At 71.5% G+C, this 26,259-nt stretch carries 18 protein-coding genes; 14 read left to right on the top strand and 4 right to left on the bottom strand.

Features of this window, described 5'->3' with window-relative positions:
* The first annotated feature begins 137 nt into the window (after positions 1-137).
* Positions 138-3,737, top strand: a complete 3,600-nt coding sequence (gene dnaE, locus GVV76_RS08810; RefSeq protein WP_159626468.1) for a DNA polymerase III subunit alpha — start codon at positions 138-140, stop codon at positions 3,735-3,737.
* 169 nt (positions 3,738-3,906) lie between these two features.
* Here the strand turns inward: dnaE and GVV76_RS08805 are convergent, their stop codons facing one another.
* Positions 3,907-4,137, bottom strand: coding sequence for an RNA-binding S4 domain-containing protein (locus GVV76_RS08805; protein ID WP_159626528.1), 231 nt, complete (start codon positions 4,135-4,137; stop codon positions 3,907-3,909).
* A 251-nt stretch (positions 4,138-4,388) separates the two neighbouring features.
* Here GVV76_RS08805 and GVV76_RS08800 point away from each other — a divergent pair, with 251 nt between their 5' ends.
* Together GVV76_RS08800 and GVV76_RS08795 are read left to right on the top strand one after the other, a co-directional pair.
* The gene (locus GVV76_RS08800) at positions 4,389-6,650 is read left to right on the top strand and encodes a right-handed parallel beta-helix repeat-containing protein (RefSeq protein ID WP_201292229.1); all 2,262 of its coding nucleotides are present in this window, start codon (positions 4,389-4,391) and stop codon (positions 6,648-6,650) included.
* Positions 6,647-7,132, top strand: coding sequence for a hypothetical protein (locus tag GVV76_RS08795; protein ID WP_159626465.1), 486 nt, complete (start codon positions 6,647-6,649; stop codon positions 7,130-7,132). Before GVV76_RS08800 ends, GVV76_RS08795 begins: the two co-directional genes overlap by 4 nt.
* Here the strand turns inward: GVV76_RS08795 and GVV76_RS08790 are convergent.
* Positions 7,054-7,986, bottom strand: coding sequence for a hypothetical protein (locus GVV76_RS08790; RefSeq protein WP_159626463.1), 933 nt, complete (start codon positions 7,984-7,986; stop codon positions 7,054-7,056). The two genes, GVV76_RS08795 and GVV76_RS08790, sit on opposite strands and share 79 nt — an antisense overlap.
* 198 nt (positions 7,987-8,184) lie before the next feature.
* On the opposite strand from GVV76_RS08790, the gene hisD reads away from it, so the two are divergent.
* From hisD to GVV76_RS08760, 6 genes are all read left to right on the top strand, one after another.
* On the top strand, positions 8,185-9,534 hold the full coding sequence (hisD, locus tag GVV76_RS08785; protein ID WP_159626461.1) for a histidinol dehydrogenase: 1,350 nt from the start codon (positions 8,185-8,187) through the stop codon (positions 9,532-9,534).
* Between the two features lie 650 nt (positions 9,535-10,184).
* Entirely contained in the window at positions 10,185-11,684 is a 1,500-nt protein-coding gene (locus GVV76_RS08780; RefSeq protein WP_159524515.1) for a glycosyltransferase family 2 protein, read from the top strand.
* Positions 11,681-12,442, top strand: coding sequence for a hypothetical protein (locus GVV76_RS08775; protein WP_159524516.1), 762 nt, complete (start codon positions 11,681-11,683; stop codon positions 12,440-12,442). The genes GVV76_RS08780 and GVV76_RS08775 overlap by 4 nt, the downstream gene beginning before the upstream one ends.
* A gap of 20 nt (positions 12,443-12,462) precedes the next feature.
* Positions 12,463-13,665, top strand: coding sequence for a non-hydrolyzing UDP-N-acetylglucosamine 2-epimerase (gene wecB / locus GVV76_RS08770; RefSeq protein ID WP_201292228.1), 1,203 nt, complete (start codon positions 12,463-12,465; stop codon positions 13,663-13,665).
* A gap of 39 nt (positions 13,666-13,704) precedes the next feature.
* Positions 13,705-15,633 (top strand): DUF2334 domain-containing protein, encoded by a 1,929-nt coding sequence (locus GVV76_RS08765; RefSeq protein ID WP_159626459.1) that lies wholly within the window; start codon positions 13,705-13,707, stop codon positions 15,631-15,633.
* Positions 15,630-17,264, top strand: coding sequence for a Tat pathway signal sequence (locus GVV76_RS08760; RefSeq protein WP_159626457.1), 1,635 nt, complete (start codon positions 15,630-15,632; stop codon positions 17,262-17,264). Before GVV76_RS08765 ends, GVV76_RS08760 begins: the two co-directional genes overlap by 4 nt.
* Before the next feature lie 41 nt (positions 17,265-17,305).
* On the opposite strand, the gene GVV76_RS08755 is transcribed toward GVV76_RS08760, so the two are convergent.
* Entirely contained in the window at positions 17,306-19,621 is a 2,316-nt protein-coding gene (locus tag GVV76_RS08755; protein WP_159626455.1) for a DEAD/DEAH box helicase, read from the bottom strand.
* A 336-nt stretch (positions 19,622-19,957) separates the two neighbouring features.
* Here GVV76_RS08755 and GVV76_RS08750 point away from each other — a divergent pair, with 336 nt between their 5' ends.
* Genes GVV76_RS08750 through GVV76_RS08730 form a run of 5 tightly spaced genes read left to right on the top strand, consistent with a single transcriptional unit; the run spans position 19,958 to position 25,625 of the window.
* Positions 19,958-21,145 (top strand): cobalamin-independent methionine synthase II family protein, encoded by a 1,188-nt coding sequence (locus GVV76_RS08750; RefSeq protein WP_159626453.1) that lies wholly within the window; start codon positions 19,958-19,960, stop codon positions 21,143-21,145.
* Positions 21,146-21,170: 25 nt separating this feature from the next.
* The gene (locus tag GVV76_RS08745; RefSeq protein WP_159626451.1) at positions 21,171-23,090 is read left to right on the top strand and encodes a cation:proton antiporter; all 1,920 of its coding nucleotides are present in this window, start codon (positions 21,171-21,173) and stop codon (positions 23,088-23,090) included.
* An 11-nt stretch (positions 23,091-23,101) separates the two neighbouring features.
* The gene (locus tag GVV76_RS08740) at positions 23,102-24,259 is read left to right on the top strand and encodes a histidinol-phosphate transaminase (RefSeq protein WP_159626449.1); all 1,158 of its coding nucleotides are present in this window, start codon (positions 23,102-23,104) and stop codon (positions 24,257-24,259) included.
* Entirely contained in the window at positions 24,256-24,909 is a 654-nt protein-coding gene (gene hisB / locus GVV76_RS08735; protein ID WP_159626447.1) for an imidazoleglycerol-phosphate dehydratase HisB, read from the top strand. The genes GVV76_RS08740 and hisB overlap by 4 nt, the downstream gene beginning before the upstream one ends.
* On the top strand, positions 24,909-25,625 hold the full coding sequence (locus tag GVV76_RS08730) for a hypothetical protein (protein WP_159626445.1): 717 nt from the start codon (positions 24,909-24,911) through the stop codon (positions 25,623-25,625). Before hisB ends, GVV76_RS08730 begins: the two co-directional genes overlap by 1 nt.
* 26 nt (positions 25,626-25,651) lie before the next feature.
* Here GVV76_RS08730 and GVV76_RS08725 read toward each other — a convergent pair.
* On the bottom strand, positions 25,652-26,259 hold a 608-nt coding region (locus GVV76_RS08725), incomplete at its 5' end, for a septum formation family protein (protein ID WP_201292227.1).

The raw sequence follows: 26,259 nt of genomic DNA, 5'->3' as shown, positions 1-26,259 counted from the left end.
AGTCCGCTCGTGCCGGTGCCGCGCTGCGCGCGGTGAAGGGGCCGAGCAATCCTCAAACCTCGCCATTCCTCGGTTCGGGTGTCGGCGCGGGCCCCACCCGCTTCGCGCCCCCCTCGCCAGGACCCTAGGATGAGGTCATGGCAGGTGCGAGCGGCGAGCGGGAACAGACGACTCCAGTGGACGACTTCGTCCACCTCCACGTCCACACCGACTACTCCATGCTGGACGGCGCGGGCAAGATCAAGGACTATGTCGCCGAGGCCAAGCGCCTGGGCCAAAAGGCGCTGGCCATCACCGACCACGGCTACATGTTCGGCGCCTACGAGTTCTACGCCGCGGCCCGCAAGGCCGGTATCAAGCCGATCATCGGCGTTGAGGCCTATGTGACGCCCGGGACCTCGCGCCATGACAGGACTCGCGTCTTCTGGGGTGATGAGTCCCAGCGCTCCGACGACGTCTCAGCCCGGGGCTCCTACACCCACATGACCCTGCTGTCCCGGGACGACGAGGGCCTGCACAACCTCATGCGACTGGACTCCTTCGCCTCCCTCGAGGGCCAGATGGGCAAGGCGCCCCGCATGGACCGCGAGCTCATCAGCCGCTACGCCAAGGGCCTTATCTCCTCAACCGGCTGCCCCTCCTCCGAGGTCCAGACCCGCCTGCGGCTGGGCCAGTGGGAGGAGGCCCGTCGGGTCGCGGGCGAGCTCCAGGACATCTTCGGCAAGGATTACTTCTACGTCGAGCTCATGGACCACGGCCTTGAGATCGAGCGGAGGGTCACCAAGGACCTCCTGCTCCTGGCGAAGGAGATCGGCGCGCCCCTGCTGGCCACCAATGACTCCCACTACGTGCGCCCCGAGGACCGCACCATCCAGGACGCCATGCTGTGCATCAACTCGGGCTCCGTCCTGTCCGACCCCGACCGCTTCAAGTTCGACGGCGACACCTACTACCTGCGCCCCGGCCGCGAGATGCGCGAGCTCTTCAAGGAGATGCCCGAGGCCTGCGACAACACCCTCCTCGTCGCCGAGCAGTGCGACGTCCACTTCGCCACCGTCGACGACGGCGCCTCCTTCATGCCCGTCTTCCCCGTCCCTGAGGGCGAGACCATGGAGTCGTGGTTCATCAAGGAGTGCTGGGCCGGGATGGACAAGCGCTTCCGCGGCCAGATCCCCGAGGACTGCCGCAAGCAGGCCGAGTACGAGATCGGCGTCATCGTCCAGATGGGCTTCCCCGGCTACTTCCTCGTCGTGGCCGACTACATCAACTGGGCCAAGGCGCGCGGCATCCGCGTCGGACCCGGCCGCGGCTCCGGGGCCGGCTCCATGGTCGCCTACGCCATGGGCATCACGGAGCTCAACCCCCTCAACCACGGGCTCATCTTCGAGCGCTTCCTCAACCCCGAGCGCATCTCCATGCCCGACATCGACGTCGACTTCGACGAGCGCCGGCGCGACGAGGTCATCGAGTACGTCAAGGACAAGTACGGCTCCGACCAGGTCAGCCAGGTCGTCACCTACGGCGTCATCAAGGCCAAGCAGTCCTTGAAGGACTCCAGTCGCGTCATGGGCTACCCCTACGCCGTCGGTGACCGCCTCACCAAGGCCATGCCCCCCACCATCATGGGCAAGGACATCACCATCAAGGGGATCTTCAACCCCGAGGATGAGCGCTACGGGGAGGCCGAGGAGTTCCGCAAGCTCCACGCCGAGGACCCCGACGCCCAGAAGATCGTCGAGCTCGCCAAGGGACTGGAGGGCATGACCCGCCAGTGGGGCGTCCACGCTTGCGCCGTCATCATGTCGTCAGCGCCCCTGACCGACATCATCCCCATGATGCAGCGCCTTCAGGACGGCGCCTACATCACCCAGTTCGACTACCCCACCTGCGAGCACCTCGGCCTGCTGAAGATGGACTTCCTGGGCCTGCGCAACCTGACGGTCATCTCCGACGCCCTGGACAACATCGTCGCCAACGGCAAGCCCGCCCTCGACATCGACCACATCGAGCTCGATGACCGGGCCACCTACGAACTCCTCTCCCGGGGTGAGACCCTCGGCGTCTTCCAGCTCGATGGCGGCGGCATGCGCACCCTCCTGCGCCTCATGAAGCCGGACAACTTCGAGGACATCTCCGCCGTCGGCGCCCTCTACCGCCCCGGCCCCATGGGCGCGGAGTCCCACACCAACTACGCCCTGCGCAAGAACGGCCTTCAGGAGATCACCCCGATCCACCCCGAGCTCGCCGACGCCCTCGAGCCCATCCTCGGCACCACCTACGGCCTCATCGTCTACCAGGAGCAGGTCATGAAGATCGCCACTGACCTGGCGGGCTTCACGATGGGCAAGGCCGACGCCCTGCGCAAGGCCATGGGCAAGAAGAAGATGGACATCCTGAACAAGATGTTCGTCGAGTTCGAGGCCGGCATGGTTGCCAACGGATTCTCCAAGGACTCGGTCCGGACCCTGTGGGACGTCGTGGTCCCCTTCGCCAAGTACGCCTTCAACAAGGCGCACTCCGCGGCCTACGGCGTCGTCTCCTACTGGACCGCCTACCTCAAGACCCACTACCCGACCGAGTACATGGCGGCCCTGCTGACCAGCCAGAAGGACAACAAGGACAAGCTCGCCGTCTACCTGGGGGAGTGCCGTCACATGGGCATCACCGTCCTGGCCCCGGACGTCAACGCCTCCCGCGCGCGCTTCGCCGCTGTGGGGGGAGGCATCCGCTTCGGCCTGTCCGCCGTGCGCAACGTCGGCCTTAACGTCGTTGAGGCCATCGTCAACGCCCGCAAGGAGAAGGGCGAGTTCACCTCCTTCGAGGACTTCCTCGACAAGGTCCCCGCCGTCGTGTGCAACAAGCGCACCATCGACTCCCTCATCAAGGCCGGCGCCTTCGACTCCCTGGGTAAGTCCCGCCGCGCGCTCCAGGCCTGCCATGAGGACTTCGTCGACGAGATCATCGGCGTCAAGCGCAACGAGGCCGCCGGCCAGTTCGACCTCTTCGCCTCCCTGATGGGTGACGGCGGGTCGGACGACGCCGATGACCCCTTCTCCTCCGGGCCCGTGTTCTCCGCCGAGATCCCCGACCTGCCCGAGTGGGACAAGCGGGACAAGCTCGCCTACGAGCGCGACATGCTCGGCCTCTACGTCTCCGATCACCCACTGCTCGGCATCGAGCCCCTGCTGGCCAAGCTCTCCGATACCGAGATCTCCGAGCTTGTGGAGGACGACGAGCGCCCCGATGGCGCCATGGTCACCATCGCCGGCCTCATCACCGGCCTGACCCGCAAGACCACCAAGCAGGGAAACCTGTGGGCGATCGCCCAGATCGAGGACCTGGGCGGCTCCATCGAGGCCCTCTTCTTCCCCTCCACCTACCAGACCGTCTCCACCATGCTGGCCCCGGACACGGTGGTCACCATTCGGGGCAGGCTCACCCGCCGCGACGGCGCCGTCTCCCTCTACGCCCAGGAGCTCACCCTCCCCGACATCTCCAGCGCCACGCATGAGGCCGTCACGCTCACACTGCCGACCAACCGCTGTACCGGGCCCCTGGTGGAGAAGTTGCGCGACCTCCTTCAGCGCCACCCCGGCGCGAGCGTCGTGCGCCTCAACCTGACCAGTCCGGGCCGGGAGGTTCGCACCCAGCTCGCCCCCTCACTGAGGGTGGAGGCCTCCCAGGCCTTCTACTCCGACATCAAGGCCCTCCTCGGGCCGGGGTGCCTCCATCACTGAGAAACCGCTGAACAGCCTCTGACCAGGCACTGATCGCATGAGGCCTGGGCAGATCCCCCCTTGCGGGGCGCTGACGGCCCCGCTCATGGAGCCCTGCTCGCCCCTAAGTGCGATGGCTGAGCCGTGGCTCGGCGCTCCCGCGGATGGCGCGCGCCTCCCAGCGCTCGGATCAGGGCTCGACTCTCACCTGCGCTCCCGCCAATCCTGCGGGGAGGTCGACCACTACGAGGTCGCCGTCGGACAGGCGGTGCCCACGACGCCGCTCCACCTCGCCATTCACGCTCACATCGCCCGACTGGATCGCGATCCGGGCCTCGGCGCCGTCCTCGACGAGGTCGGCGAGCTTCAAGAACTGGCCCAGCTTAATCTCTCCGCGAACAAGGATGGTGGGATACGGCATGTTGCTCATGATCCGATTGTGACAGATGTGACCAGTGGTGCACATGTGGCTCGTGACGGCGTGTAGCATCGATCGCAGGAACCCCTCCCACTGCGGGTCAAGCGCAAGTGGACGGTTCCTTGGAGGAACCTGGAAGGCTCCTCCTGAGAACCCAGACAGGTGTTGATGCGCGCCACGTCACCGTTTTGGGCCTCCCTCGTAACGGTACGGTTGCGGGGTTCACCCACCAACAGGAGACGACGACACTAATGATGCGCCGATACTGTCGATTCACAGCACTGCTCGCCATCCTCTTCCTAGGGGTGGCGGCCCCGGGGCTCACAGCCCCGGCAGCCGCCGCTCAGGAGTCCGTGCTCCATGTTTCAGCCTCGTCCGGATCTGACTCCGGCGACGGCTCCGCCGCCAAGCCCTACAAGACCCTCGGCGCCGCCCTCAAGGCGGCCAGCGAGGGGCAGGTCGTCGAACTCGCCGATGGCACCTACCGAGAGGGCAACATCTACGTCGACAAGGGTGTGACCATCCGCGCCGCCGCCGGCGCCACCCCGGTTCTGTCCGGGGCCGAGGTGCCGACCTCCTGGAAGGCCGGGGGGGACGGCACATGGTCGACGGGCCACGACATGGTCCGCTTCTGCGATGTGTGCACCACCAACGCCAATCCCGCGGTCGAGGGCATGGCGGCCCACCCCGAGCAGGTCTTCGTTGACGGCAAGCCGCTCACGCAGGTCGCCTCGAGGGGCGAGGTGAACGCCTCCTCCTTCTACGTCGACGACCCGGACCCCGTGACCCTGAAGAAGCCGGGCGACTCCTACAGCGGCTTCAACGCCAAGCCGCATCGCGGCACCTCCTACGTCATCGGGGTCGATCCCTCCAAGCACACCGTCGAGGTCGTCCAGCAGCACCGCGCGCTCACCCTGCAAGGGGCCAACACCACGCTGTCCGGGATCGTCGTCGAGAAGTACTCCCCGCTCCAGCGGTGGGACTACCAGGACCCCGAGATCGGCGTGTTCACCGGCGGCGGCGCCGTCGTCGTGTCCAAGGAGGGCCAGACGATCGAGAACAACACCTTCCGCTACTCCGCGGCCGGCAGCGCGCTGCACCTGGCCAGCGCCCCGAACACCAAGGTCACGGGGAACCGCTTCGAGGACAACGGCGGCGCCGCGCTCAACGTCAACGCCTCCTCCGGCACGGTCATCGAGAAGAACTACTGGCGGGGGACGAACTCCGCTGGGTTCATCACGACCGACTGCGGCGCCTACTGCACCATCGCCGACACCAAGGTGACCCACTCGGAGAACGTGCGCTACGCCTTCAACACCGTGGACAACTCGGCGTCGGGTAAGGACGCCTCGCTGCCCCAGAACAACGAGACCGTGCAGACCGCCGGAATCTGGTTCGATGAGGGCGTCATCAACTCCGACATCGTGGGCAACCACTTCATCAACGTCCCCCTGGGCATCCTCGACGAGGTCTCCTCCCACACCACCATCGCCTCCAACATCATCGACGGCGCGGGAACGGCGATCCTGGTGCAGGGCTCTGACAACTCCTCGGTGTGGAACAACACCGTCTCGCACGCGCTGACCAGCCTCGTGGTGCGCGAGGACACCCGCTCCAAGGGCTGCAACGCCAGGAGCGCGGACGGCACCTGCACCTCGCTGGAGCCCTGGAGCGCCAAGCGCGGCCTGAGTTGGGACACCACGAACGCGGTGGTCACCAACAACATCTTCTCCTCGGAGCAGACGCAGGCCTCACCCAATGACCCCTGGCGCTACGCCTCCATCGTCAACGTCGATGGCGACACCAACCGTCACGCCCCCGGCGCCTTCTACGCCAACCAGATGATCTCCAGCATCGACCACAACGCCTACTACCGGCCGCATGGCGGTGAATACAACTTCCTGCACTGGTGGCAGTACGGGAAGAACTCGATCAACGAGGCCTTCTACTCTCAGGATCTGAAGACCTTCGGCTCGCACAAGGGCGTGACCACCGGCGGTAAGGAGAGCCACAGCCTCGACCTGCGCGGCACCCCGGACGCCAACCCGCTGTTCGTCAAGGAGGCCAGTGGCCCGAACTGGAAGGCCTCCGACTTCCGCCTCAAGCCCGGTAGCCCGGCCTCCGGCGCTGGCGCGGCGCTGCCCAAGGCCATCGCCGAGAAGATCGGCGCCGACGCGGGCGTGGCGGTGAACATGGGCGCTCTGGTCAACGCCGCTTGGAATGGCGAGCAGCCCGCCGCTCAGGCGCCCGGCGCCGAGCAGCCGGCAGAGCCCGGCGCTCAGGCCGCGCCGACCACCGAGGCGCCGGCCCCGGCCCCCGCCGGTGACGCCGCCCAGGAGTCCCCCGCCAAGAACACCCCGACCGCCGCCGCTCAGGCGGCCCAGGCCAGGGCGGAGATCGCCAAGGACGTCAAGCCCAAGGCGCGCACGGTCATGGCCGGTGGGGCCCTCGCCTCGCTCCTGGTCGGTGTCCTCGGTCCGTACCTGCGGCGCTTGTTCCTGTCGTTGCGCGCATGAGCGCATCGGGGGAGGAGCCCCTGGCGATCGTCGTCGGCGCGCGCTATCCGGTGGGGGAGCGGCAGTACCTGCTCTCCGAGCGGCTGGCGCGCGCCGTCGCGCTCTGCCGGGAGGCGCTCATCGAGGTGGCCGAGCACCGGGAGGTCATCACCTACGGCGAGCTCAGCGACGAGATCGCGGGGGCGGTCCTGCCCCGGCACATGGGGCCGCTGCTGTCGATGATCGCCCATGACTGCGCCGCTCGCGACGAGCCCAGCCTGGCCTCCCTCGTGGTGTCCGCTGGCACGGGCGAGGTCTCGACCCCGGATGCGCGTTGGGCGCCTCCCAGCCGCCAGGCCTGCTGGGACCTGTGGTCCAGCCGCTCCCAGGGCGCCGGGAGGGGCCGCCGCGGGGCCGCCGTGGCTCAGGCGGGTGAGGCGGCCTCCGGCGCCTCGGCCGGGGACGCGGTAGACGACTCGGCTGGAGGCTCAGCGCGGCCGTAGTCGCGGATGCGCAGGGGCTCCAATCCCGGGTGATCGCGCAGCCCCTGGGCGCCGAAGAGGGCGTAAACCGCCGCCACGGCCGTCACCGCCGAGGCGGGGCCGGCCAGGCGCAGGGGCGACGCCGATTCGAACTCCAGGATGAGCACTCCGGCAGGCAGCTGCGGGCGGATCGCGACGATCGCGTCGTAGTGGAAGCTCAGCCAATGGAGGTCGTTGCGCTGGACGAGGACGCGCCGCTGGGTGACCAGCGCGCGGACGGACTGGTTCTCTCGCCATCGGTACCCCTGAGGCCCCCTCGCCCATGGCCGGCGGCGCTGCGCCGTGGGTGCGGCGTCCAGTCCCGCCGATGCGCCGCCGGGTCCACCGATGACTCTGGTGCCGGGCTGGAGGGGGTGCGCCTCCTCGCTGTAGTACCGGGCGTAGTCGGAGGGGCAGTCGGCCAGGACCTGCTCATTCGTGTCGATCGCGACATCCCAGGGGCGACCGAGGTCGAAGGCTCCGCCCATGACCAGGCCCCGCGCCACGGCCCTGGCCTGATCCTGGGAGGCGGCCAGCCCCGTGCGCCACTCGAGCTCCCGGGACTCCGCGGCGCTCGGATGGCCGGAGTGAAAGCGGTGGGCCCGCCACGCGAGGCGCGCCAGTTCCGCCAGCCTGATGGCGGTCCACAGCGCGAAGGGCGCCATCACCGCCGCACCGGCGACGATCAGTGGTACGGCGTACCGGGGCGCGATCAGCGGGGAGGCGCCCGCGCGGACCGCCGCTGCGCCGAGGAGGGCGCCCGACGCGGGCCGTAGGAGCCCCGTCCAGTCCCGCCCACTGGGCATCGTGGGTAGCGGCATGCGGGGCATGCTCATGGAGGGCTCCTCATTGTCAGGGATAACAGGGGGATCGATAGCCGTAAGGTTATCGTTTTGTAACCATCTTGCCGGGCCTCTTGCCGTGACTCCTCGGTCTCAGGCGCATCCCGGTCACGCCCGCCAGATGGGCCCCGGCCCGCATCCAGGCTCCGGTTAGCGGCCCGAGCCGCGCGCCCATGCCGATAACCTGTGCTCATGCTGACCCGCATCGACCTGCGTGACACCGATCTCACCCCCCTCCAGCTCGCCCAGCGCCTGCCACGAGCGGCCCTGGACGTCGCCTCGGCCCTGGCGACCGTGGAGCCGATCATCAGTGATGTCAGGGCCCGCGGCGCCGCCGCCCTGCGCGACGCGGCGGAAAGGCTCGACGGCGTCCGCCCCGAGCGCCTGCGCGTCCCGCAGCAGGCCATCCAGAGCGCCGTCGAGGGGCTCGATCCAGCCGTCCGTGGGGCCCTGGAGCTCGCCATCGCCCACAACCGCGCGGGGCACGCCGCCCAGATGCCCTCCGAGCGGGTCACGCGCATCACCGACGGCGGGATCATCACCCAGCGCTGGATCCCCGTCCGGCGGGTCGGCCTGTACGTCCCCGGGGGCCTGGCCGTCTACCCGAGCTCGGTGGTCATGAACGTCGTCGCGGCTCAGGTCGCCGGGGTTGAGAGCGTCGTCCTCGCCTCGCCGCCCCAGGCCGAGCACGGCGGCCTCCCCCATCCCACGATCCTGGCGGCCTGCGGCCTGCTCGGCGTGACCGAGGTCTACGCCGCGGGCGGCGCGCAGGCCATCGCCATGCTCGCGTACGGCGCCGGCCCCGAGACCCAGGCCGATGAGGAGGCGAGCGCGGGCGGTGTCCTGTGCGAGCCCGTCGACGTCATCTCCGGGCCCGGCAATGTGTATGTCGCCGCTGCCAAGCGGGCCGTGCTTGGGGACGTCGGCATCGACGCCGAGGCCGGGCCCACCGAGATCGCCATCCTCGCCGACGCCTCCGCTAACCCCGAGTACGTCGCCGCCGACCTCCTGTCCCAAGCAGAGCACGACCCGAACGCGGGATCAGTGCTCATCACCGACAGCCCCGCCCTGGCTGACGCCGTCGACGCCGCGCTGGAGCGCCGGCTCGCGGCGACGCGGCACCGGGAGCGCGCCGCCCGCGCCCTGGGTGGCGCGCAGTCGGGGGTGGTGCTCGTCCGGGACATCGAGCAGGGCATCGCCGTGGCCGACGCCTACGCCGCTGAGCACCTCGAGATCCACACCGAGGGGGCGCCCGACGTGGCGCGCCGCATCCGCAATGCCGGGGCGGTGTTCGTCGGCCCCTACAGCCCCGTCCCGCTCGGCGACTACCTCGCCGGCTCCAACCACGTCCTGCCCACCGGCGGCACGGCGAGGTTCGCGGCGGGGCTCAGCGTGATGGCCTACCTCAAGCCCGTTCAGATGATCGAGTACAGCGCCCAGGCCCTGGGAGCGATGTCCGGCCCGCTCGCGGCACTGGCCCAGGCGGAGGATCTTCCCGCCCATGCGGAGGCCGTCGGAGCGCGTCTTCGCGGCCGCGACTGAACGCGCCCCTGGAATCCGCGCCGAGCGCCCATGGATGGGTGTTCGGCGCGGATTCTCGTCCTAGGGAGGAAAGGGCATCCTGCTTTCGTACATCCGCGCTGACGGGACTTGTAAGGGGAGCGATCGTCGCCCAGATTCCATCGCGCTTCTGATGGTGGTGATCGAATAATGCTGAGAATGTGATAGCCGCTACTGACATCAGCTCACAGGAGTGGGATGGGCCGCCGAGCACCGCTGATATCCCAACGGGCATGTGGTGTAGCACAACTCAAACATATTCAGATTGTGTGATTCCACAGTGTTGTTCGACTATATCAAATTGTTATCTTCGTTTTAGATACATCCAGTCCCCATCTGGATGTGTCCCGCTGCGAACGATCATCATCGTGGTTCCACCCTGATCCCTTGAGTCGAAATGACGGTGCGATGAGCAGTTGCTCCCTGATTCTTGCGCATTCCTCGTGGCTGCCCGGTCCGGGCGCCATGGCGCGTATTCTCGCTGTCGCTGGGACAATCGCGCATGTTCTCTCCCTCCTGGCCGGATTCCTCTTCGCAGTCGTGGCCATCGCCTGGCTGTGGGTGAACCTCACCGGGGCCCTCAGGCGCGTTCTCCTGGGCTGGTACCGGGGACCGGGACACAGGAGGGGCGCATGATCGGCGGGGGCGCCGGCGACCCGGTCGAGATGATCGGCCACTGGGGTGCGGTGATCATGATCGGGATGGGGCTTGTCTACGTGCTCGTCCTCCTCCTCATCTCCAGGCGGCCTCCGCGGATCGAGCGGCCCCGGCACGGCGGCAGCTCCCGGGCGAAGGACATCCTCGTCGTCATCCTCATGCCGTGCCTCAACGAGGCCGGGGTCATCGGCGCGAGCGTGGGCCGTCTCCTCGACATCCCCGACGACAGGCTGCGCGTCCTCGTCATCGACGACGGATCCGACGACGGGACCGCCGACGTCGTGAGGGCGATCCCGGATCCCCGCGTGAGCGTCATGCGCAGGGTCCCCCCGCGCGCCCGCCTCGGTAAGGGCGAGGCCCTCAACGACGCCTTGGACCACGTGCGCGCCACATGGGGCGGGGACCCGGGCACCGATGTGGTGGTCGGGGTGGTCGATGCCGATGGCCGCCTCGAGTCGCAGGCCATTGACGAGGCCCGGCGGGCCTTCCGCAATCGGCGCATCGGCGCCGTGCAGTTCGGCGTGCGGATCAACAACCGCTTCTCCTCTTTGCTCGCCCGCATGCAGGACATGGAGTTCGTCATCTTCACCGAGGTCTTCCAGAGGGGGAGGCGCCATCTCCACAGCGTCGGCATGGGCGGCAACGCGCAGTTCGCCCGCCTCGACGCCCTCAGCGCGCTGGGCGACAAGCCTTGGACCAAGTCGCTCACCGAGGACTTCGACCTCGGCGTCCGTCTCAACGGCACCCGGTGGGTCAATGACTTCAGGCCCACCGCGGCGGTCCACCAGCAGGGCGTCACCAGCCTCAGGAGGCTCCTGCGCCAGCGCACGCGCTGGTTCCAGGGCAACATCCAGTCCCTTAACCTGCTCGGCCGCGCGGCGCGCGAGCAGCGCGGCCTGGCCAGGGCGGATACCACCTGGCAGATCCTCACCCCCTACGTCCTCCTGGCGGCCTCGCTGCTCATGGCCTCATTCGCGATCACCGTGCTCATCGTGGTGTCCAAGGCGGTTCTCGGCCACAGCCAGACCTGGTGGTGGCTGCTCAGCGCCTACCTCCTCGCCTTCGGCCCCGGCGTCGTCTTCGGCTTGCTGTACTGGAGGATCGAGCGCTCCGAGGGGCTCGGCCCGCTCAAGGCCCTCGCCTACGCCCACGTCTTCGTCCTCTACGGGCTCCTCCCCGCCCTCTTCGGGTGGCGGGCCCTGCTTCGCGAGATCACCGGGCGCACCGGGTGGGCCAAGACCGCCCGGGAGGCCGAGGACCCGGTGGGGGCGGCCGCGCCGGCGGGGCCGACCGCCCCCGCGCCGGGGGCGGCGCGCCCAGAGGCCGCCCCGGACCCGCAGGGCATCCGCATCCGGCCCGCGCTCTCGCGCGTCGATCGGCCCTCGCCGTCGGCCCCCGCCATCCCGCCCATGCCCCAGCGGCCACCGCGCCCGCCGCGCCCGCCGGTCCCCCGAGAGCATGAGGTGGCCGCATGAGCGCCCCGGAGGCCTCCCCCCGGACCGGCCCCCCGCCGGAGGATCGCCGGCGCGCGCCCGCCCCGCCGTCGGACTGGGAGGAGGGTGCGAGGTCCGCGCTGCTGCGCCGTCGTCTCGTGCTCGGGGGAGCCCTCGTGTCGCTCATCGGGGGAGGGGCCGCGCTCGGGTACCGCTACCTCTCCACCCAGGAGACGAGCTGCGACGACTGGAGGGTCATCTTCGACGGCTACGGCGAGGCCACGTGCCAGGGCGGCGCCCTGCGGCTCGCTCCCAACTCGGCCACCGAGCACGAGCGCACGCACGCCGCCCTGGCCATCTCCACCGCCGCCGCCGTCGTGGACCGGGCCACGCAGACCATCACCTCCATGATGACCACTGAGAAGCAGCTGCGCGAGGGGCTCGCGCCCAACCCCTGGGAGGTCGCCTGGCTCCTGTGGTCCTTCCAGGACAACGAGCACTTCTACGCCCTCGCCCTCAAGCCCAACGGCTGGGAGGTCTCCAAGCAGGACCCCGCCTACCCCGGGAACCAGCGATTCCTCGCCTCCGCCCACGAGCCGTCCTTCGAGGTCGGCGTGGCCCACCTCGTCCAGGTGCGGGTCGACACCACGGGTGATGCCGTCTCCTTCACCGTCACGGCGGACGGCCAGGACCTCGGCGTCATCGAGGATGCCGACAGCCCCTATCGCAGTGGCCCCGTGGGTGCCTACACCGAGGACGCCATCGTCACCTTCGCCGCGACCACCTACTCACGCAACTGACACGACACCAAGGAGCACCGATGACCACCGAGCCAGCGACCCCATCCGATCAGCGGCCGCAGGGAGCGCCCCTGAGGATCATGCTGGTCTACGGCACGAGGCCCGAGGCGATCAAGGTCGCCCCCCTCATCAACCGGATGCGCGCCGACGAGCGCTTCGACCCGGTCATCGTCGTCACCGGGCAGCACCGCGAGATGCTCGACCAGGTCAACACCTTCTTCGGCATCACCCCCGACATCGACCTCGACATCCACTCCCCGGGCCAGACGCTCACCCAGGTCACCACCCGGTGCCTGGAGGGCGTGGGCGGGGCCCTGGAGGAGCACCCCTGCGACGCCGTCCTGGTCCAGGGCGACACCACCTCGGTGTTCGCCGCGGGGCTGGCCGCCTTCTACCACTCCACCCCCGTCCTCCACCTCGAGGCCGGGCTGCGCACGGGCACGATCACCTCGCCCTTCCCCGAAGAAGCCAACCGCAAGCTCGTCGGGCAGATCACCTCCCTGCACCTGTGCCCGACGGCCACCAGCCGGGACAACCTGCTGCGGGAGGACGTCAATCCCGCCTCACTGCGCGTCACGGGCAACACCGTCATCGACGCCCTGCTGGAGGCGGTCACGAGGCCGACGCCCCCCGCCGACCCGGCGCTGCGCGAGGCCCTCGAGGACCCCTCCCGCCGGGTCGTGCTGGTGACCGCGCACCGTCGCGAGTCCTGGGGAGAGCCCATGGAGGGGATCGGGCGGGCGATCGCCCGCCTCGCCCGCGCCCATCCCGACGCGCTCATTGTCCTGCCCGCCCACCGCAACCCGATCGTCCGCCGGGCCCTCCTGCCCAGGATCGAGGGGCTGCCCAACGTGGTGGTCACCGACCCCCTGGAGTACGGGGCCTTCTGCTCGCTCATGAACCGGGCGCACATCGTCCTCACCGACTCCGGGGGCGTCCAGGAGGAGGCCCCCGCGCTGTCCAAGCCCGTGCTCGTCATGCGCGAGAGCACCGAGCGCCCCGAGGCCATCGACTACGGCGTCGCCAGGCTCGTCGGAGCCGACGAGGAGCGGATCGTCGAGGCCGTGACCACCCTGCTCACCGACGACGCCGCCTACGCGGCCATGGCCCAGGCCGCCAACCCCTACGGCGACGGCCGGGCCTGCGAGAGAGTCATGGCGGCGATCGCCGCCATGTTCGGCAGGGGGGAGCCCCTGCCGGACTTCGAGCCCTCCCGCGCCTGATCCCCCTGACCGACCCTCACCCTGACAAGGAGATCCCCTATGAGAACAACGACCCACGCGCGCCGGCGCCGAGCGGCCCTGGCGGCCCTCGTGGCGCTCAGCGCCTCGATCGGCCTCGTCGGCCCCGCCCATGCGGCCGACGGCGCCCCGACCGCGCGCAGCGCGGCCCTCGCGCCCGCGACGGGCGGCCCCGCCGATGACCTCGGCTCGGCCGCCCCGCTCGAGGCGCCGCCCGCGCCCGCCGCGGCCCAGGCCGAGGTTCTTCCCCTGGCCAACGACAACGCGGCGGCGGTCGACCTGGCCGCGCCCGCGCCCGTCCGGGCAGCGCCCCAGGTCCGCGACCTGAGGGCCAACCCGCCAGCGGTGCCCAGACGCGCCGTGACCTACTCCCATCGGGGAGCCGGCCCCGCCTCCACGCTGGTCCTCTACGACACCACCGGGGACTGGAGCAAGCTGGGCGAGTACTACGCCATGGCCATGGGCAACCTGGCCAGCCACTCCGGGCTCGTCACCGCCCTGCCGGTGGCCGACTACCAGGCCGGCCTGGCCGGGCGCTACACCAACGTCATCTACACGGGGTCGACCTATGACGAGCCCCTGCCCCGCGCCTTCATCGACGACGTCCTGACCGGCAACATCCCCGTCCTGTGGTCCGGGTTCAACATCTGGCAGCTCGTCAAGACCGACGCGGACCGGGCGGCCTTCACCGCCCGCTTCGGATGGGACGCCGCCACGTCCTACATCGACGCCACCGACCGCGTCACCCAGGTGGAGTACAAAGGCCGGACCTTCGGCCGCAACGAGTTGAACAAGGGTGGCATCACCGCCCCCCACATCACTGATCAGGGCGCCGTCACCGTGCTCGGCAAGGCCCTGTGCTCCTCGGCCGACGGCGCCTCCACCCAGTGCGCCAGCATCGCCCAGTCGGGCACGACGTCCTTCCCCTGGGCGGTGTCCTCCGGCGGCCTGACGTTCATCGGCGAGGTCCCCGTCACCTACATGAGCGAGCAGGACCGCTACATCGCGGCGGCCGGCATCGTCCTGGACTCCCTCCAGCCCGGAGCCAAGCAGATCCGCCAGGCGGCAGTGCGCATCGAGGACGTCGGCCCTGACACCGATCCGGCCGAGCTCCAGGCGATGGTGGACTACCTGTACTCCCAGGGCGTCCCCTTCCAGATGGCGGTCTTCCCCGTGTACAAGGACCCCTCGGGGGCGAAGAACGACGGCACGCCGCAGTCGATCACCCTCAAGGACACCCCTGAGCTCGTCGCCGTCCTCAAGGACGCCGTCAGGAAGGGCGGCACCATCATCCAGCACGGAACCACCCACCAGTTCGGCAACCTGAACAACCCCTACAACGGCGTGTCCAGCGACGACTTCGAGTTCATCCGCTCGTGGTGCTCCGATGAGAACTCCCCGGACGCGCCGGTGGCGCCCTGCCAGCAGAACTCCTGGGTTCAGATCGGCGGGGAGCTTCCCGGCACGAGCGCCAAGTGGGCCAAGAAGCGCGTCAAGGAGGGCCGCAAGTACTTCAAGAAGCTCGGCCTGCCCACTCCCAAGATCTTCGAGACCCCTCACTACTCGGCCTCCCGCAGCGGCTACCAGGGCATCAACAAGGTCTACTCGACCCGCTACGAGCGCGAGCTCATGTACGCGGGCACCCTGACCGGCAAGCCGGGCGGGCCGCACGACTACATCGGCCAGTTCTTCCCCTACTCGGTCAACGACCCCTACGGCACGCACGTCCTGCCCGAGAACCTGGGCAACTACGAGCCCAAGGACATCAACAACCACCCGCCGCGCTCGGCCCAGCAGGTGATCGACTCCGCCCGCCTCAACCTGGCGGTCACGCACGCCACGGCGAGCTTCTTCTTCCACCCCTACTACCCGCTGAGCGAGCTCAAGACGATCGTCGAGGGCATCAAGTCCCAGGGCTACACCTTCGTGGCGGCCCAGGACCTTCGATGACGGAGCCCGGCGGCGCCCCAGCGGGCCCGGGGGACGGCGCGAGCCGCCTCCCGGGCCCGCCCGGCGCTCCGGAGGCCACCGGGCGGGGGATGACGCGTCGTCGGGCCCTGCTCACCGCGGGGGGCCTGGCGCTCGCCGGTGGGGCCGCGGGCGCGCTGATGACCCGCCTGGGCCCGGACGGCGCGAGCCCCACCACCACCATCACCCTGGTGCTGCGCGACGCCGATGGCGCGCCGATGACCCTGGCCCAGGCGCGCGCCATCCAGTCCGCGGGCAGGGGCGAGGACGGCTATGACGACGCCCTCCTGGACTCCACGACCCTCGAGGTCATAGCGATCGGGCCCCTCTACGAGGAGGACGGGGCGATCCTCGTCGACGTGCCCGAGGGCCGGGACTGCGCCCTGTGCCTGTCCTGGCCCACGTCCCAGGGCTACTCCGCGCTGATCGCCGACCTGCCCCCGCACGGCAGCGCCGAGGTCCTCGCCCTGGCTGCCAGGGACCTGCACCAGCGGCAGCGGGCGGCCCTCGCCGCCCTGGCCGACCCGAGTGGGGCGGCCGGCCCCACTGGGCGCACGGCCAGCGCCCTCGAGGCCTCGCGCCGCGCCCACGCGGCGACTCAGTCCGCGATCGACTCAGGCATCGGCGACGAGCAGGGGGCGCGCCTCCTCGAGCTCGCCGCCACCGCCCAGGTCGCCCTCGACACCGCCCTCATCGGCGCGGCACCGCCGGGCGCGCTCATCGGCGCGACGCTCACCGAGGCGCCCAGCCCGCAGCAGCGGGGCGCCGTCATCGCCGCCACCGGCTCCGCGAGGCGGGGAGCCGTGCGGCTCGTCCTCGACGACGCGAACGCCCCGGCCCTCGCCGCCTGGCGGGAGGCGGCCGACGCCCTCCAGCGCGCCGGGATCCACGTCATGGGGCAGATCTGCGACTCCGAGGGCCTCGCCGCCTTGAGCGACTCGGACTTCGACAAGAGGCTCGACGCCGTGCTGGCCGCCCTGCCGGGGCTGGACTCCTGGGAGGTAGGCAACGAGCTCGGGGGCGACTGGCTGGGGGAGGACCCGGTGGGGCGCGCGACGCGCGCGGCCCGGGCCGTGAAGGAGCGCACCGGCGCTCTGACCGTCCTGACCCTCTATTACCAGCTCGGGCAGGCGGCGGCCCAGGGGGCCCTGTTCAATGTGGCGGCCTCGCTCGCGGGGGGCGAGCTCATGGGGCTCGTCGACGTCGTCGGCATCTCCGTCTACCCGCAGTCCCACCCGCTGGGAACCGCGGCGGACCGGGTCATGAGCGCCCTCGCGGATCGCTTCCCCGGCAAGCGGGTGGCCGTCACCGAACTCGGCTACGGAGGGGGCGACCTGGATGAGGGGCCCTGGTGGTTCGGCTCCCGGGAAGACGCCGACGCCGCCCGGATCGCCCTCATCGCCCAGGTGACGGGCGCCGCCCTGGGCCGCCCCCAGGCCTGGGGGGCTCCCTTCTGGTGGTACTTCCTGGATGACGAGGAGGCCAGCGCGAGCGGCGCCGATGACGCCGACGGGAGCGGCGGCGGGGCCTCCGCCGGAGGGCCCGGGGGCCTTGGACCGGTGGGGCGCTCGCTCAAGCGGGCCTCGGAGCGCGCCTCGGCCCCCGGATCCTGAGAACGGGCCCCGCGGGCCGGGCCCCGCCCCTCGCCCAGTGGCTAGGACCCCTGGGCGAGCACGAGGGGGTGGACCGCCGCGGCGCCCGAGCCCCGCAGGAGATCCGCCGCGACCGTGAGGGTCCATCCGGAGTCCGTTGAGTCGTCGACAAGGGCGATCCTGGCGCCGTCGAGGCGCCTCAGGGCGTCGGGCCCCCAGCCGTCGAGGCTCAGGCTCCGGGCCACCGTCGCCAGGCGGGTCGCGGAGTTGACGTCATGGCGCCCCGGCTGCCCGCCAGTGGCGATGACGCCCAGGCGCTCGGCGCCCAGGCGGTGGGCGACCGCCCCTCCCAGGTGGCGGATCAGCCGTGGGCGGCGGTGGGAGTCGATGATGACGACGGCGTCGATGATCCCCTCGGCGCCCTCCGCGCCGCCCCGCCCCTCAGGTGCGCTCGCGCCGCCCGCAGAGGCGCCGTCGGCCCCGCCCTCGGCGCGGGCCAGAGCGGCCAGGCGGTCCGTTGCCTCCAGCACGGGGGCCCGCAGCCCGGGAGGGACGAGCCCGTCCTCCCCGGAGTCGAAGAGCCCGCGCAGCGCCGACGAGATGCCCAGGCCGTCAAGCCTGCCGACGGCGATGCCCGTGCCCGCCCGCCGCTCAGGCGGGATCCTGCCCCGCAGGGCGCCCAGCCCCAGCCTCTCCATGCCCACGGGCCACTGGCGCCGGGCGGGGACCTCGATCCCGACGCGCTCCAACGACTCCCGCGCCGCCCCCACCCGCTGCGGATCCGGCCCCTGGGGGAGGGTGAGGCCCCCGCACAGGTCGCAGGCGCCGCAGCGCCAGCCCTCGGGCATCTCCGGGTCATCGAGCGCGGCTCGCAGGAAGGCCATTCGGCACTCCGGGGCGCGAAGGCGCTCATAGGCGAGCATCGCCTCCTGCTCGGACCGCCTGGCTTCCTCCACCCGGGCGTAGCGCTCGGCGTCGTACGCCCAGGGCTCGCCCGTGGCCAGCCAACCGCCCCTGACCCTGCGCACGGCGCCGTCGACGTCGAGCACTTTGAGCATCGACTCCAGGCGGGCGCGCCGCAGGCTCGTCACCGTCTCCAGCGCGCCGATCCCCAGGGGGCCATCGGCCGCCTGAAGGGCGTCGAGCACCTCGTGGACCCGCTCGGGCGGCGGGAAGCCCTGGGAGCCGAACCAGTCCCAGATCGCCTGATCCTCCGCGCCGGGCAGCAGGATCGCCTCCGCCCTGTCGACGCCGCGCCCCGCGCGGCCCACCTGCTGGTAGTAGGCCACGGGCGAGGCGGGCGCGCCCATGTGGATGACGAATCCGAGGTCGGGCTTGTCGAATCCCATGCCCAGGGCGCTGGTGGCCACGAGCGCCCGCACGCGGTTGGCCTTGAGATCGGCTTCGAGGCGCTCGCGCTCCGCGGGCTCGGTCTGGCCGGTGTAGGTGGCCACCTCCAGGCCGGCGGCACGCAGGGCCTGGGCGGTCTCACCCGCCGCGGAGATGGTGAGGCAGTAGACGATCCCGGAGCCCTGGGTGCGCTGGAGGTAGTCGGTGAGCCACGCCAAGCGCGTGGCCGAGTCCTCCAGGCGCGCCACGCCCAAGCGCAGGGAGTCCCGCTGCAGGCTCCCGCGCAGCACGAGCGCCTCCGGGGCCCGGACGCCCATCTGCCGCCCGGCCAACTGCTCGGCCACATCCGTGGTCACGCGCTCGTTGGCCGTGGCCGTCGTCGCCAGGACGGGGGTGCGGGGAGGCAGGCCGGCGAGCAGGGTGCGGATGCGCCGGTAGTCCGGCCGGAAATCATGCCCCCAGTCCGAGATGCAGTGCGCCTCATCGATGACGACGAGGCCCGCGCTGGCTGCCAGATGCGGAAGGACCTCATCCCGGAACACGGGGTTGTTGAGGCGCTCGGGCGAGACCAGGAGGACGTCGGCGCGCCCGGCGCGGATCTCATCCTCGACCTGGCCCCACTGGGCGCTGTTGGCCGAGTTCATGGTGACGGCGCGGATGCCGGCGCGCTCGGCGGCGGCGACCTGGTCGCGCATGAGGGCCAATAGTGGGGAGATGATGATCGTGGGTCCGGAGCCGCCCGCTCCCTCCCGCCCGTGGGGTGGGAGGGAGTCTCCCCCGTGCCACTCGCCCCAGCCCTCGCGCAGCAGCGTGGTGGCCACGAAGTAGACGGCGGACTTACCCCATCCCGTCCTCTCCACCACGAGGGCTCGGCGGCGGCCCACCACCAGCGCCTCGATCGCCCGCCACTGATCGGGGCGCAGCCGCGCGTCCGGGCTGCCGACGAGCGCGCGCAGCGCGGCCTCCGCGCGCTCGCGCAGCGCGGCCAGGGGTGCCGACGATGGCGTGGACGATGCTGGGGCGCTCATGGGCCCACGGTAGCCCGAGCCCCTGACGCGAATGCGCGCGCCTTCGGCCGCGGCTCACTTCCTGGGACAGGGAGGGTGCGACGGCCGAGCCGTGCACTATCCTCGGCTCACCACCACTTAAGGTGGGGGAAGGCCAGTGATGACACTACGGGATGGGGCGCACGCCCCCACCAGGACGGAGTGCCCCCTGCGCGCGCCACGGCGCCTCGCAGGGGCGCTCATGCGCCGCTGAGGCGCCCGGACGCCTCAGCCCCAAGCCGCGCCAGGCGCGGTTCCGGTCCCAACCGAACCACCCCGGACGGCGGCGCTGCCGCCAGGATCATCGAGGACCGCACCATGACACGAATCCGCACCACCCACGTCGGCTCCCTTCCCCGCACCGACGCCCTCATCGCCGCCAACAAGGATCACCAGGACGGCGCCCTGCCCGACGCCGATTTCGAGGCCATCATCACTGAGGCCGTCGACTCCGTCATCGCCAGGCAGGCCTCCATCGGCATCGACATCGTCAACGACGGCGAGTACGGGCACCTCATGACCCAGTCCGTCGACTACGGCGCCTGGTGGGGCTACTCCTTCCTGCGCTTCTCCGGCCTCGAGGTCCTCCCCGAGCCCCCCGCGCGCAAGCCCTCGGACAAGCTCGAACTCGACGCGATGACCGACCGCCGTGACTGGGTGGCCTTCGCCGACGCCTACGCCGACCCGGCCAGCGGCATCCACATCGCCAACCGCCAGCCCTGGGTCTTCCCCACGGTCACCGGCCCCCTGGCCTACACCGGCGCCGACCTCGTCGCGCGCGACATCGCCCTGACCAAGCGCGGCCTGGAAGCGGCGGGCAAGCCGCTCTCAGAGGGCTTCGTCGCGGCCCTGTCCCCGGCGTCGGCGGCGCGCGTGGGCAACACCTACTACGAGGATGATGAGGCCGCTGTGTGGGCCTGGGCCGAGGCGCTGCGCGAGGAGTACAAGGCGATCACCGATGCGGGGCTCACCGTCCAGATCGACGCCCCCGACCTGGCGGAGTCCTGGGACCAGTTCATCACCGAGCCGGGTCTCGAGGACTACCGGGCCTTCTCCGCCGTGCGCATCGAGGCCCTCAACCATGCCCTGGAGGGCATCGACCCCGCCCTCGTGCGCTACCACGTGTGCTGGGGCTCCTGGCACGGCCCGCACTCAACCGACCTGGGTTTCAAGCACATCGTGGACCTCGCCCTGAGCGTCAGCGCCAACGGGCTGAGCTTCGAGGCCGCCAACGCCCGCCACGAGCACGAGTGGCGCATCTGGGAGGAAGTCGAGCTCCCCGCCGAGAAGTACCTCATCCCGGGCGTCGTCTCCCACGCCACCAACGTCGTGGAGCACCCCGAGCTCGTGGCCGAGCGCATCGCGCGCTTCGCGGGCCTCGTGGGTCCCGAGAGGGTCGTCGCCTCCACCGATTGCGGCCTGGGTGGGCGCGTCTACCCCTCCATCGCCTGGGCGAAGCTCGAGGCCCTGGCCGAGGGCGCCCGCCTGGCCGGCGACCGGCTCTGAGGGCCCTGGATGGCAAAATGACGCCATGAACCTCCTCATCATCGTCGCGGGACTCCTGGCGATCGCCGGCGCCAGCCAGATCAGCGACCGCCTCCGGGTGGCGCCGGCGCTGCTGCTCCTGACCATGGGGATCGCCGTCGGGTTCCTTCCGGCGGTGCCCGCGATCGTGATCGAGCCGGAGGTCATCCTTGAGGGCCTCCTCCCGGCGCTCCTGTACGCGACGGCGGTGGCCATCCCCGCGATCAACTTCCGCCGGGAGTTCACCCCCGTCGCGATCCTCGCCGTCCTCCTGGTCGCCGTCTCCTCGGCGGTGATCGGGGGAGTGCTCACCCTGGTCCTGCCCAGCCTGTCCGTGGCCTGGGCCGTCGCCATGGGCGCGGTGCTCAGCCCCACCGACGCCGTGGCCATCTCCATCGCCCGGCGCCTCGGGGTCACCCAGCGCGTCATCACCGTGCTGGAGGGCGAGGGGCTCCTCAACGACGCCACCGCCCTGGTGGTCCTGTCCTCGGCGATTTCGGCCGCCGTGGCCGGGCGGACCAGCGCGGGGGAAGTCCTGGGCAACTTCGTGCTCGCCGTCGTCGTCGCCGTGGCCGTGGGCTGGATCGTCGGGGAGCTCACGCTGCACCTGCGCGCCCGCGTCACCGACGCCAGCGTCGACACGGTCATCTCCTTCGCCGTGCCCTTCCTCGCCGCCATCCCCGCCGAGCACATGGGCGGCAGCGGCCTGGTGGCGGCCGTCGTCGCCGGCCTGGTGACCGGGCACCGCTCGCCCCGGCTCCTGCCCCCGGACCACCGCATCGCCGGCAACGAGACCTGGCACACCGTCGAGCTCGTCCTCGAGGGATTCATCTTCCTGGTCATGGGCCTGCAGCTGTTCGGGGTCGTGGAGGACGTCCGGGCCGAGGGGCCGCCGATCGCCACCGCCGTCTGGCTCGCCGTCCTGGCCGGGGTGCTGAGCGTCGCCGTGCGGGCCGCGATCGTCGCCCCGATGCTCCTGTGGCTGCGCCGCAGGGGAGCGCGCCGGGCCGAGAGATGGGACGGGATGAGCGAGCCCCGCCAGGAGTTCGAGGAGCGCTGCCAGGCGATCGCCCGCGGAGAGATCCCCAAGGACATGCTCGTCCCCTGGGACAGCAGCCGCCGCGGCGTGAGGCGCAGGCTCAAGGGCCTCGCCAAGCGCCTGGCCAAGGGGCGCCGAGGGACGGGGCACGCGCATGCGCGTGCCCACGCCGCGCAGGCGATCGACAGGATCCGACGGGTCGACGCCGACATGGCCTACTACCAGCAGGCCCCCCTCGGGGCCCGGGAGGGGACCATCATCGTGTGGGCGGGGATGCGCGGCGCCGTCACGCTCGCCGCCGCCCAGACCCTCCCCGCCGACGCCCCCAACCGCCCCTTCCTCCTGCTCATCGCGATACTGGTGGCCGCCGGCTCCCTCGTCGTCCAGGGACTGACCCTGCCGTGGGTGGTCAGGGCCGTCAGGCCGACGATGGAGGGCCCCGCCGATGAGGCCGAGCGCCGCGAACTCATGGGGCTCCTCATCAGCGCGGCCAAGGGTGTCATCCCGGAGAACGACGATGACCACATCCTCACCGACGACGCCCGCAGGCGCATCGTCCTGGCCGCGCAGGGGGCCTCGGCCCTCGTGGCCCACGCGGCCCGGGAGGAGGCGTTCGAGGGCGGCGAGGACGCCGGCTGGGCCGCGCGGCGCGCGGAGCAGGCGCGCGCGCGGGCGCTCTCCCTCGACATGGTCCGGGCCCAGCGCCAGGCCCTGCTCGACGCTGGCGAGCTCGGCCTCTACTCCGCCGGGCTCATCGAGTACGCCCTGACCCGGCTCGACTACGAGGAGATTACCCTGGTCTACCGGGAGGCCATCCACGAGGACCCGCCGGCCCGGGTCGTCCCGGTGCCGTCGGGCGGTCACACGGCGCCGTCGACGGCGCCGTAGACTCACTGCCCGTGAGCAGCCTTCCCATCCGCCCCGGGCTCGAGGGCCAGACCCCCTACGGGGCCCCGGAGTTGGACGTGCCCGCGCGCCTCAACGTCAACGAGAACCCCTACGCGCCCAGTCCCGCCGTCGTCGCGGACATCGCCGACGCCGTCGCCCGGGCCGCCTCCGGTCTCAACCGCTACCCGGACCGCGACTTCCCCGCCCTGCGCCAGGCCCTGGCCGACTACCTCGGGGTCGAGTCCGGCGCGCGCCTGGGGCGGGACCAGATCTGGGCGGCCAATGGCTCCAACGAGGTCATGCTCCACCTCCTCCAGGCCTTCGGTGGGCCCGGGCGGGCTTGCCTGTCCCTCACCCCTACGTACTCTATGTATCCCGAGTACGCCCGCGACACCCTCACCGAGTACGTGACGATCCCGCGCCGGGACGACTTCAGCATCGACGTGGATGCCACCGCTGCTGCCATCGCCGAGCGCCGCCCCGCCGTGCTCATCACCGCCAGCCCCAACAACCCCACCGGTACCGCCCTGCCCCCGGCCGCCGCGCGCGCCCTGCTGGAGGCCGCCCGCGGCAACGGGCCCACCGCCGCCGACGGCGCCCCCACCGACTGCGTCGTCGTCATCGACGAGGCCTACGCGGAGTTCCGCCGGCCCGGCGTTCCCAGCGCCCTGGAGCTCCTGGAAGGCAACCCCCACCTGGCCGTGTCCCGCACGATGAGCAAGGCCTTCGGCGCCGCCGGCCTGCGCCTGGGCTACCTCGCCGCCTCCCGCGAGCTGGTCGACATGCTGCGCGTCGTGCGCCTGCCCTACCACCTCTCCGCGATCACCCAGGCCGCCGCCCTGGCGGCACTGGCCCACCGGGAGGAACTCATGGGACAGGTCGCCTCCCTGCGCGAGGAGCGCGACTCCCTCGTGGCCTGGCTGCGCTCCCAGGGCCTGACCGCCCACGAGTCCGACGCCAACTTCGTGCTCTTCGGCCCCTTCGCCGATCGTCACCGCGTCTGGCAGGATCTCCTTGACGACGGCGTGCTCATCCGCGTCGTCGGCCCCGAGGGCTTCCTGCGCGCCAGCGTGGGGACGCCCGAGGAGATGACGGCCTTCCGCGCCGCCCTGACCAAGGCCCTCAGCGGCGCCCGCGCCGTCGGCCCCGACCCCCAGGAACCCGCATGAGCAGCACCCCCAGCCCTGCCAGCCGCATCAGCGCCGCCCGCGCGGCCCGCGTCGACCGCGCCGCCCGCGTCGAGCGGACCACGAGCGAGTCCAGCGTCGTCGTCGACCTCGATCTCGACGGCACCGGCGCCACCGACATCTCCACCACCGTCCCCTTCTGGGACCACATGCTCACCGCGCTGGGCAAGCACTCCCTCATGAACCTCACCGTGCGCGCCACGGGGGACACCCACATCGACGTCCACCACACCGTGGAGGACACCGCCATCTGCATCGGAGAGGCCCTGCGCCAGGCCCTGGGGGACAAGAGCGGCATCCGCCGCTTCGGCGACGCCTCCGTCCCGCTCGACGAGGCGCTGGCCACCGCCGTCGTCGACATCTCCGGGCGCCCCTACCTCGTCCACGACGGCGAGCCCGAGGCCTTCGTCCACCACCTCATCGGCGGGCACTTCACCGGCTCCATGGTCCGCCACGCCCTGGAGGCCATCGCCTACCACGCCGGGATCTGCCTGCACGTGCGCGTCATCTCCGGGCGCGACCCCCACCACATCGCCGAGGCAGAGTTCAAGGCCCTCGCGCGAGCCCTGCGCACCGCCGTCGAGCCCGACCCGCGGGTGGACGGCATCCCCTCCACGAAGGGATCCCTGTGATGAACGACCAGACCACCCCCGACGACGCCGACCGCATCGACGACGAGTTCGCCGCCCTCGTGGAAGGCCTAGACCTGGGCGGCGCCGAGGACGCCACCGGGCAGGGCCAGGGCCCCGAGGGCCTCACCGCCTGGGATGGGGCGGCGGGGGCCCCGGACGGAGGCGCGGCGCGCCCCGCGCCGACTGGCTCCCCGGCCGCGCGCGCCCTCAAGATCGCCGTCGTCCTCACGCCTCTGCCCACCGCCGAGGCCCTCGCCTCCCTGTGCGCCATGAGTGGGCTCGACTGCGTCGTCGTGCCCGCCTCCAGCGGCGCCTTCGCCGTCAAGGAGTTCGCCTCCGCCCACGCCGAGTGGGACATCGCCGAGCTCCTGGGCGGCTCGGAGAACGAGCCGGCCGAGGCCGCCGAGCTCGCCGCCACCCTGTCCCGCCTGAGCCGCGGCGGATCCGTGCTGCTCACCGCGGATCTGGCCACCGATGTCGGCATCGAGCAGGGCCTGTCCGGAACGATCACCGCGCGCCGCTTCGCCGGCGGCAAGCCGGGCGAGGAGGCCTCCGCCGGACTCATCCTGTCCCAGATGGATCAGGTCGTCGAGGACGTGCTGCTCGGGATCACCCGGCCGGAGGAGGCCCCCGGCGCCGTGCTGACCAGCGAGGTCAAGACCGGGCGCGCGATGCGCTGGTTCGGGCGCGGCCTGCGCCGTCCCGGAGCGGACTGAGGAGCGTCGCCCTGGGCGGCGCGGCGTCAGCCGGTGGACGCGAGGCAGGAGAACCCGCGCCTGCCGGCCTGCCATGCCGCCTCCGAGGGGCCGAGCACGGTGAGCTTGGCATCGTCGTCGGCGTAGCCGGAGGCCTCGGCGGCGGCCGATGTGCAGGTCTTGCGCACCACGGCGTCGGCCATGAGGCTGTCATCCGAGCCGGAGACGGTCGTGGCATCCAGCGTTCCGACGGCGAACACCCTCCAGGAGTGCGACCGGGCGCAGTCCACTGCTCTGGCGCTCGACTGGCCCGAGATCGACGTGATCCCGGCCAGGCACGCGCCCTTGGGATGGGGCGGCTCGGAAGCGGCTGTCTCGGGAGCGCCTGAGGAGCCCGCGACCCCAGTGGAGCCAGCGGCTCCCGCGGCGCCGTCCTGGGCGGCCGGTGCCGCCCGCCGGTCCGCGGGCTCCGCGCCGGTGGCGGGCGGCGATGAGGAGTGGCCGATCGCCGTCGTCGTCTCCGAGCCCCTGTCCCAGGCGAGCCACGCCCCACCCGCGCCGAGGCCCGCCCCCACGGCCAGGACGGCGGCCGCGGCGGCGATGCGGCGCCCTGGGCGGGAGCGCGCCGGCCGCCCGGAGGGGGCGCCCATGGCCG

It is taken from the genome of Actinomyces sp. zg296, assembly GCF_009829695.1.
In the GTDB taxonomy this organism is placed as follows: Bacteria; Actinomycetota; Actinomycetes; order Actinomycetales; family Actinomycetaceae; genus Actinomyces; species Actinomyces marmotae.
This window is presented reverse-complemented; position numbering and strand designations above follow the sequence as displayed.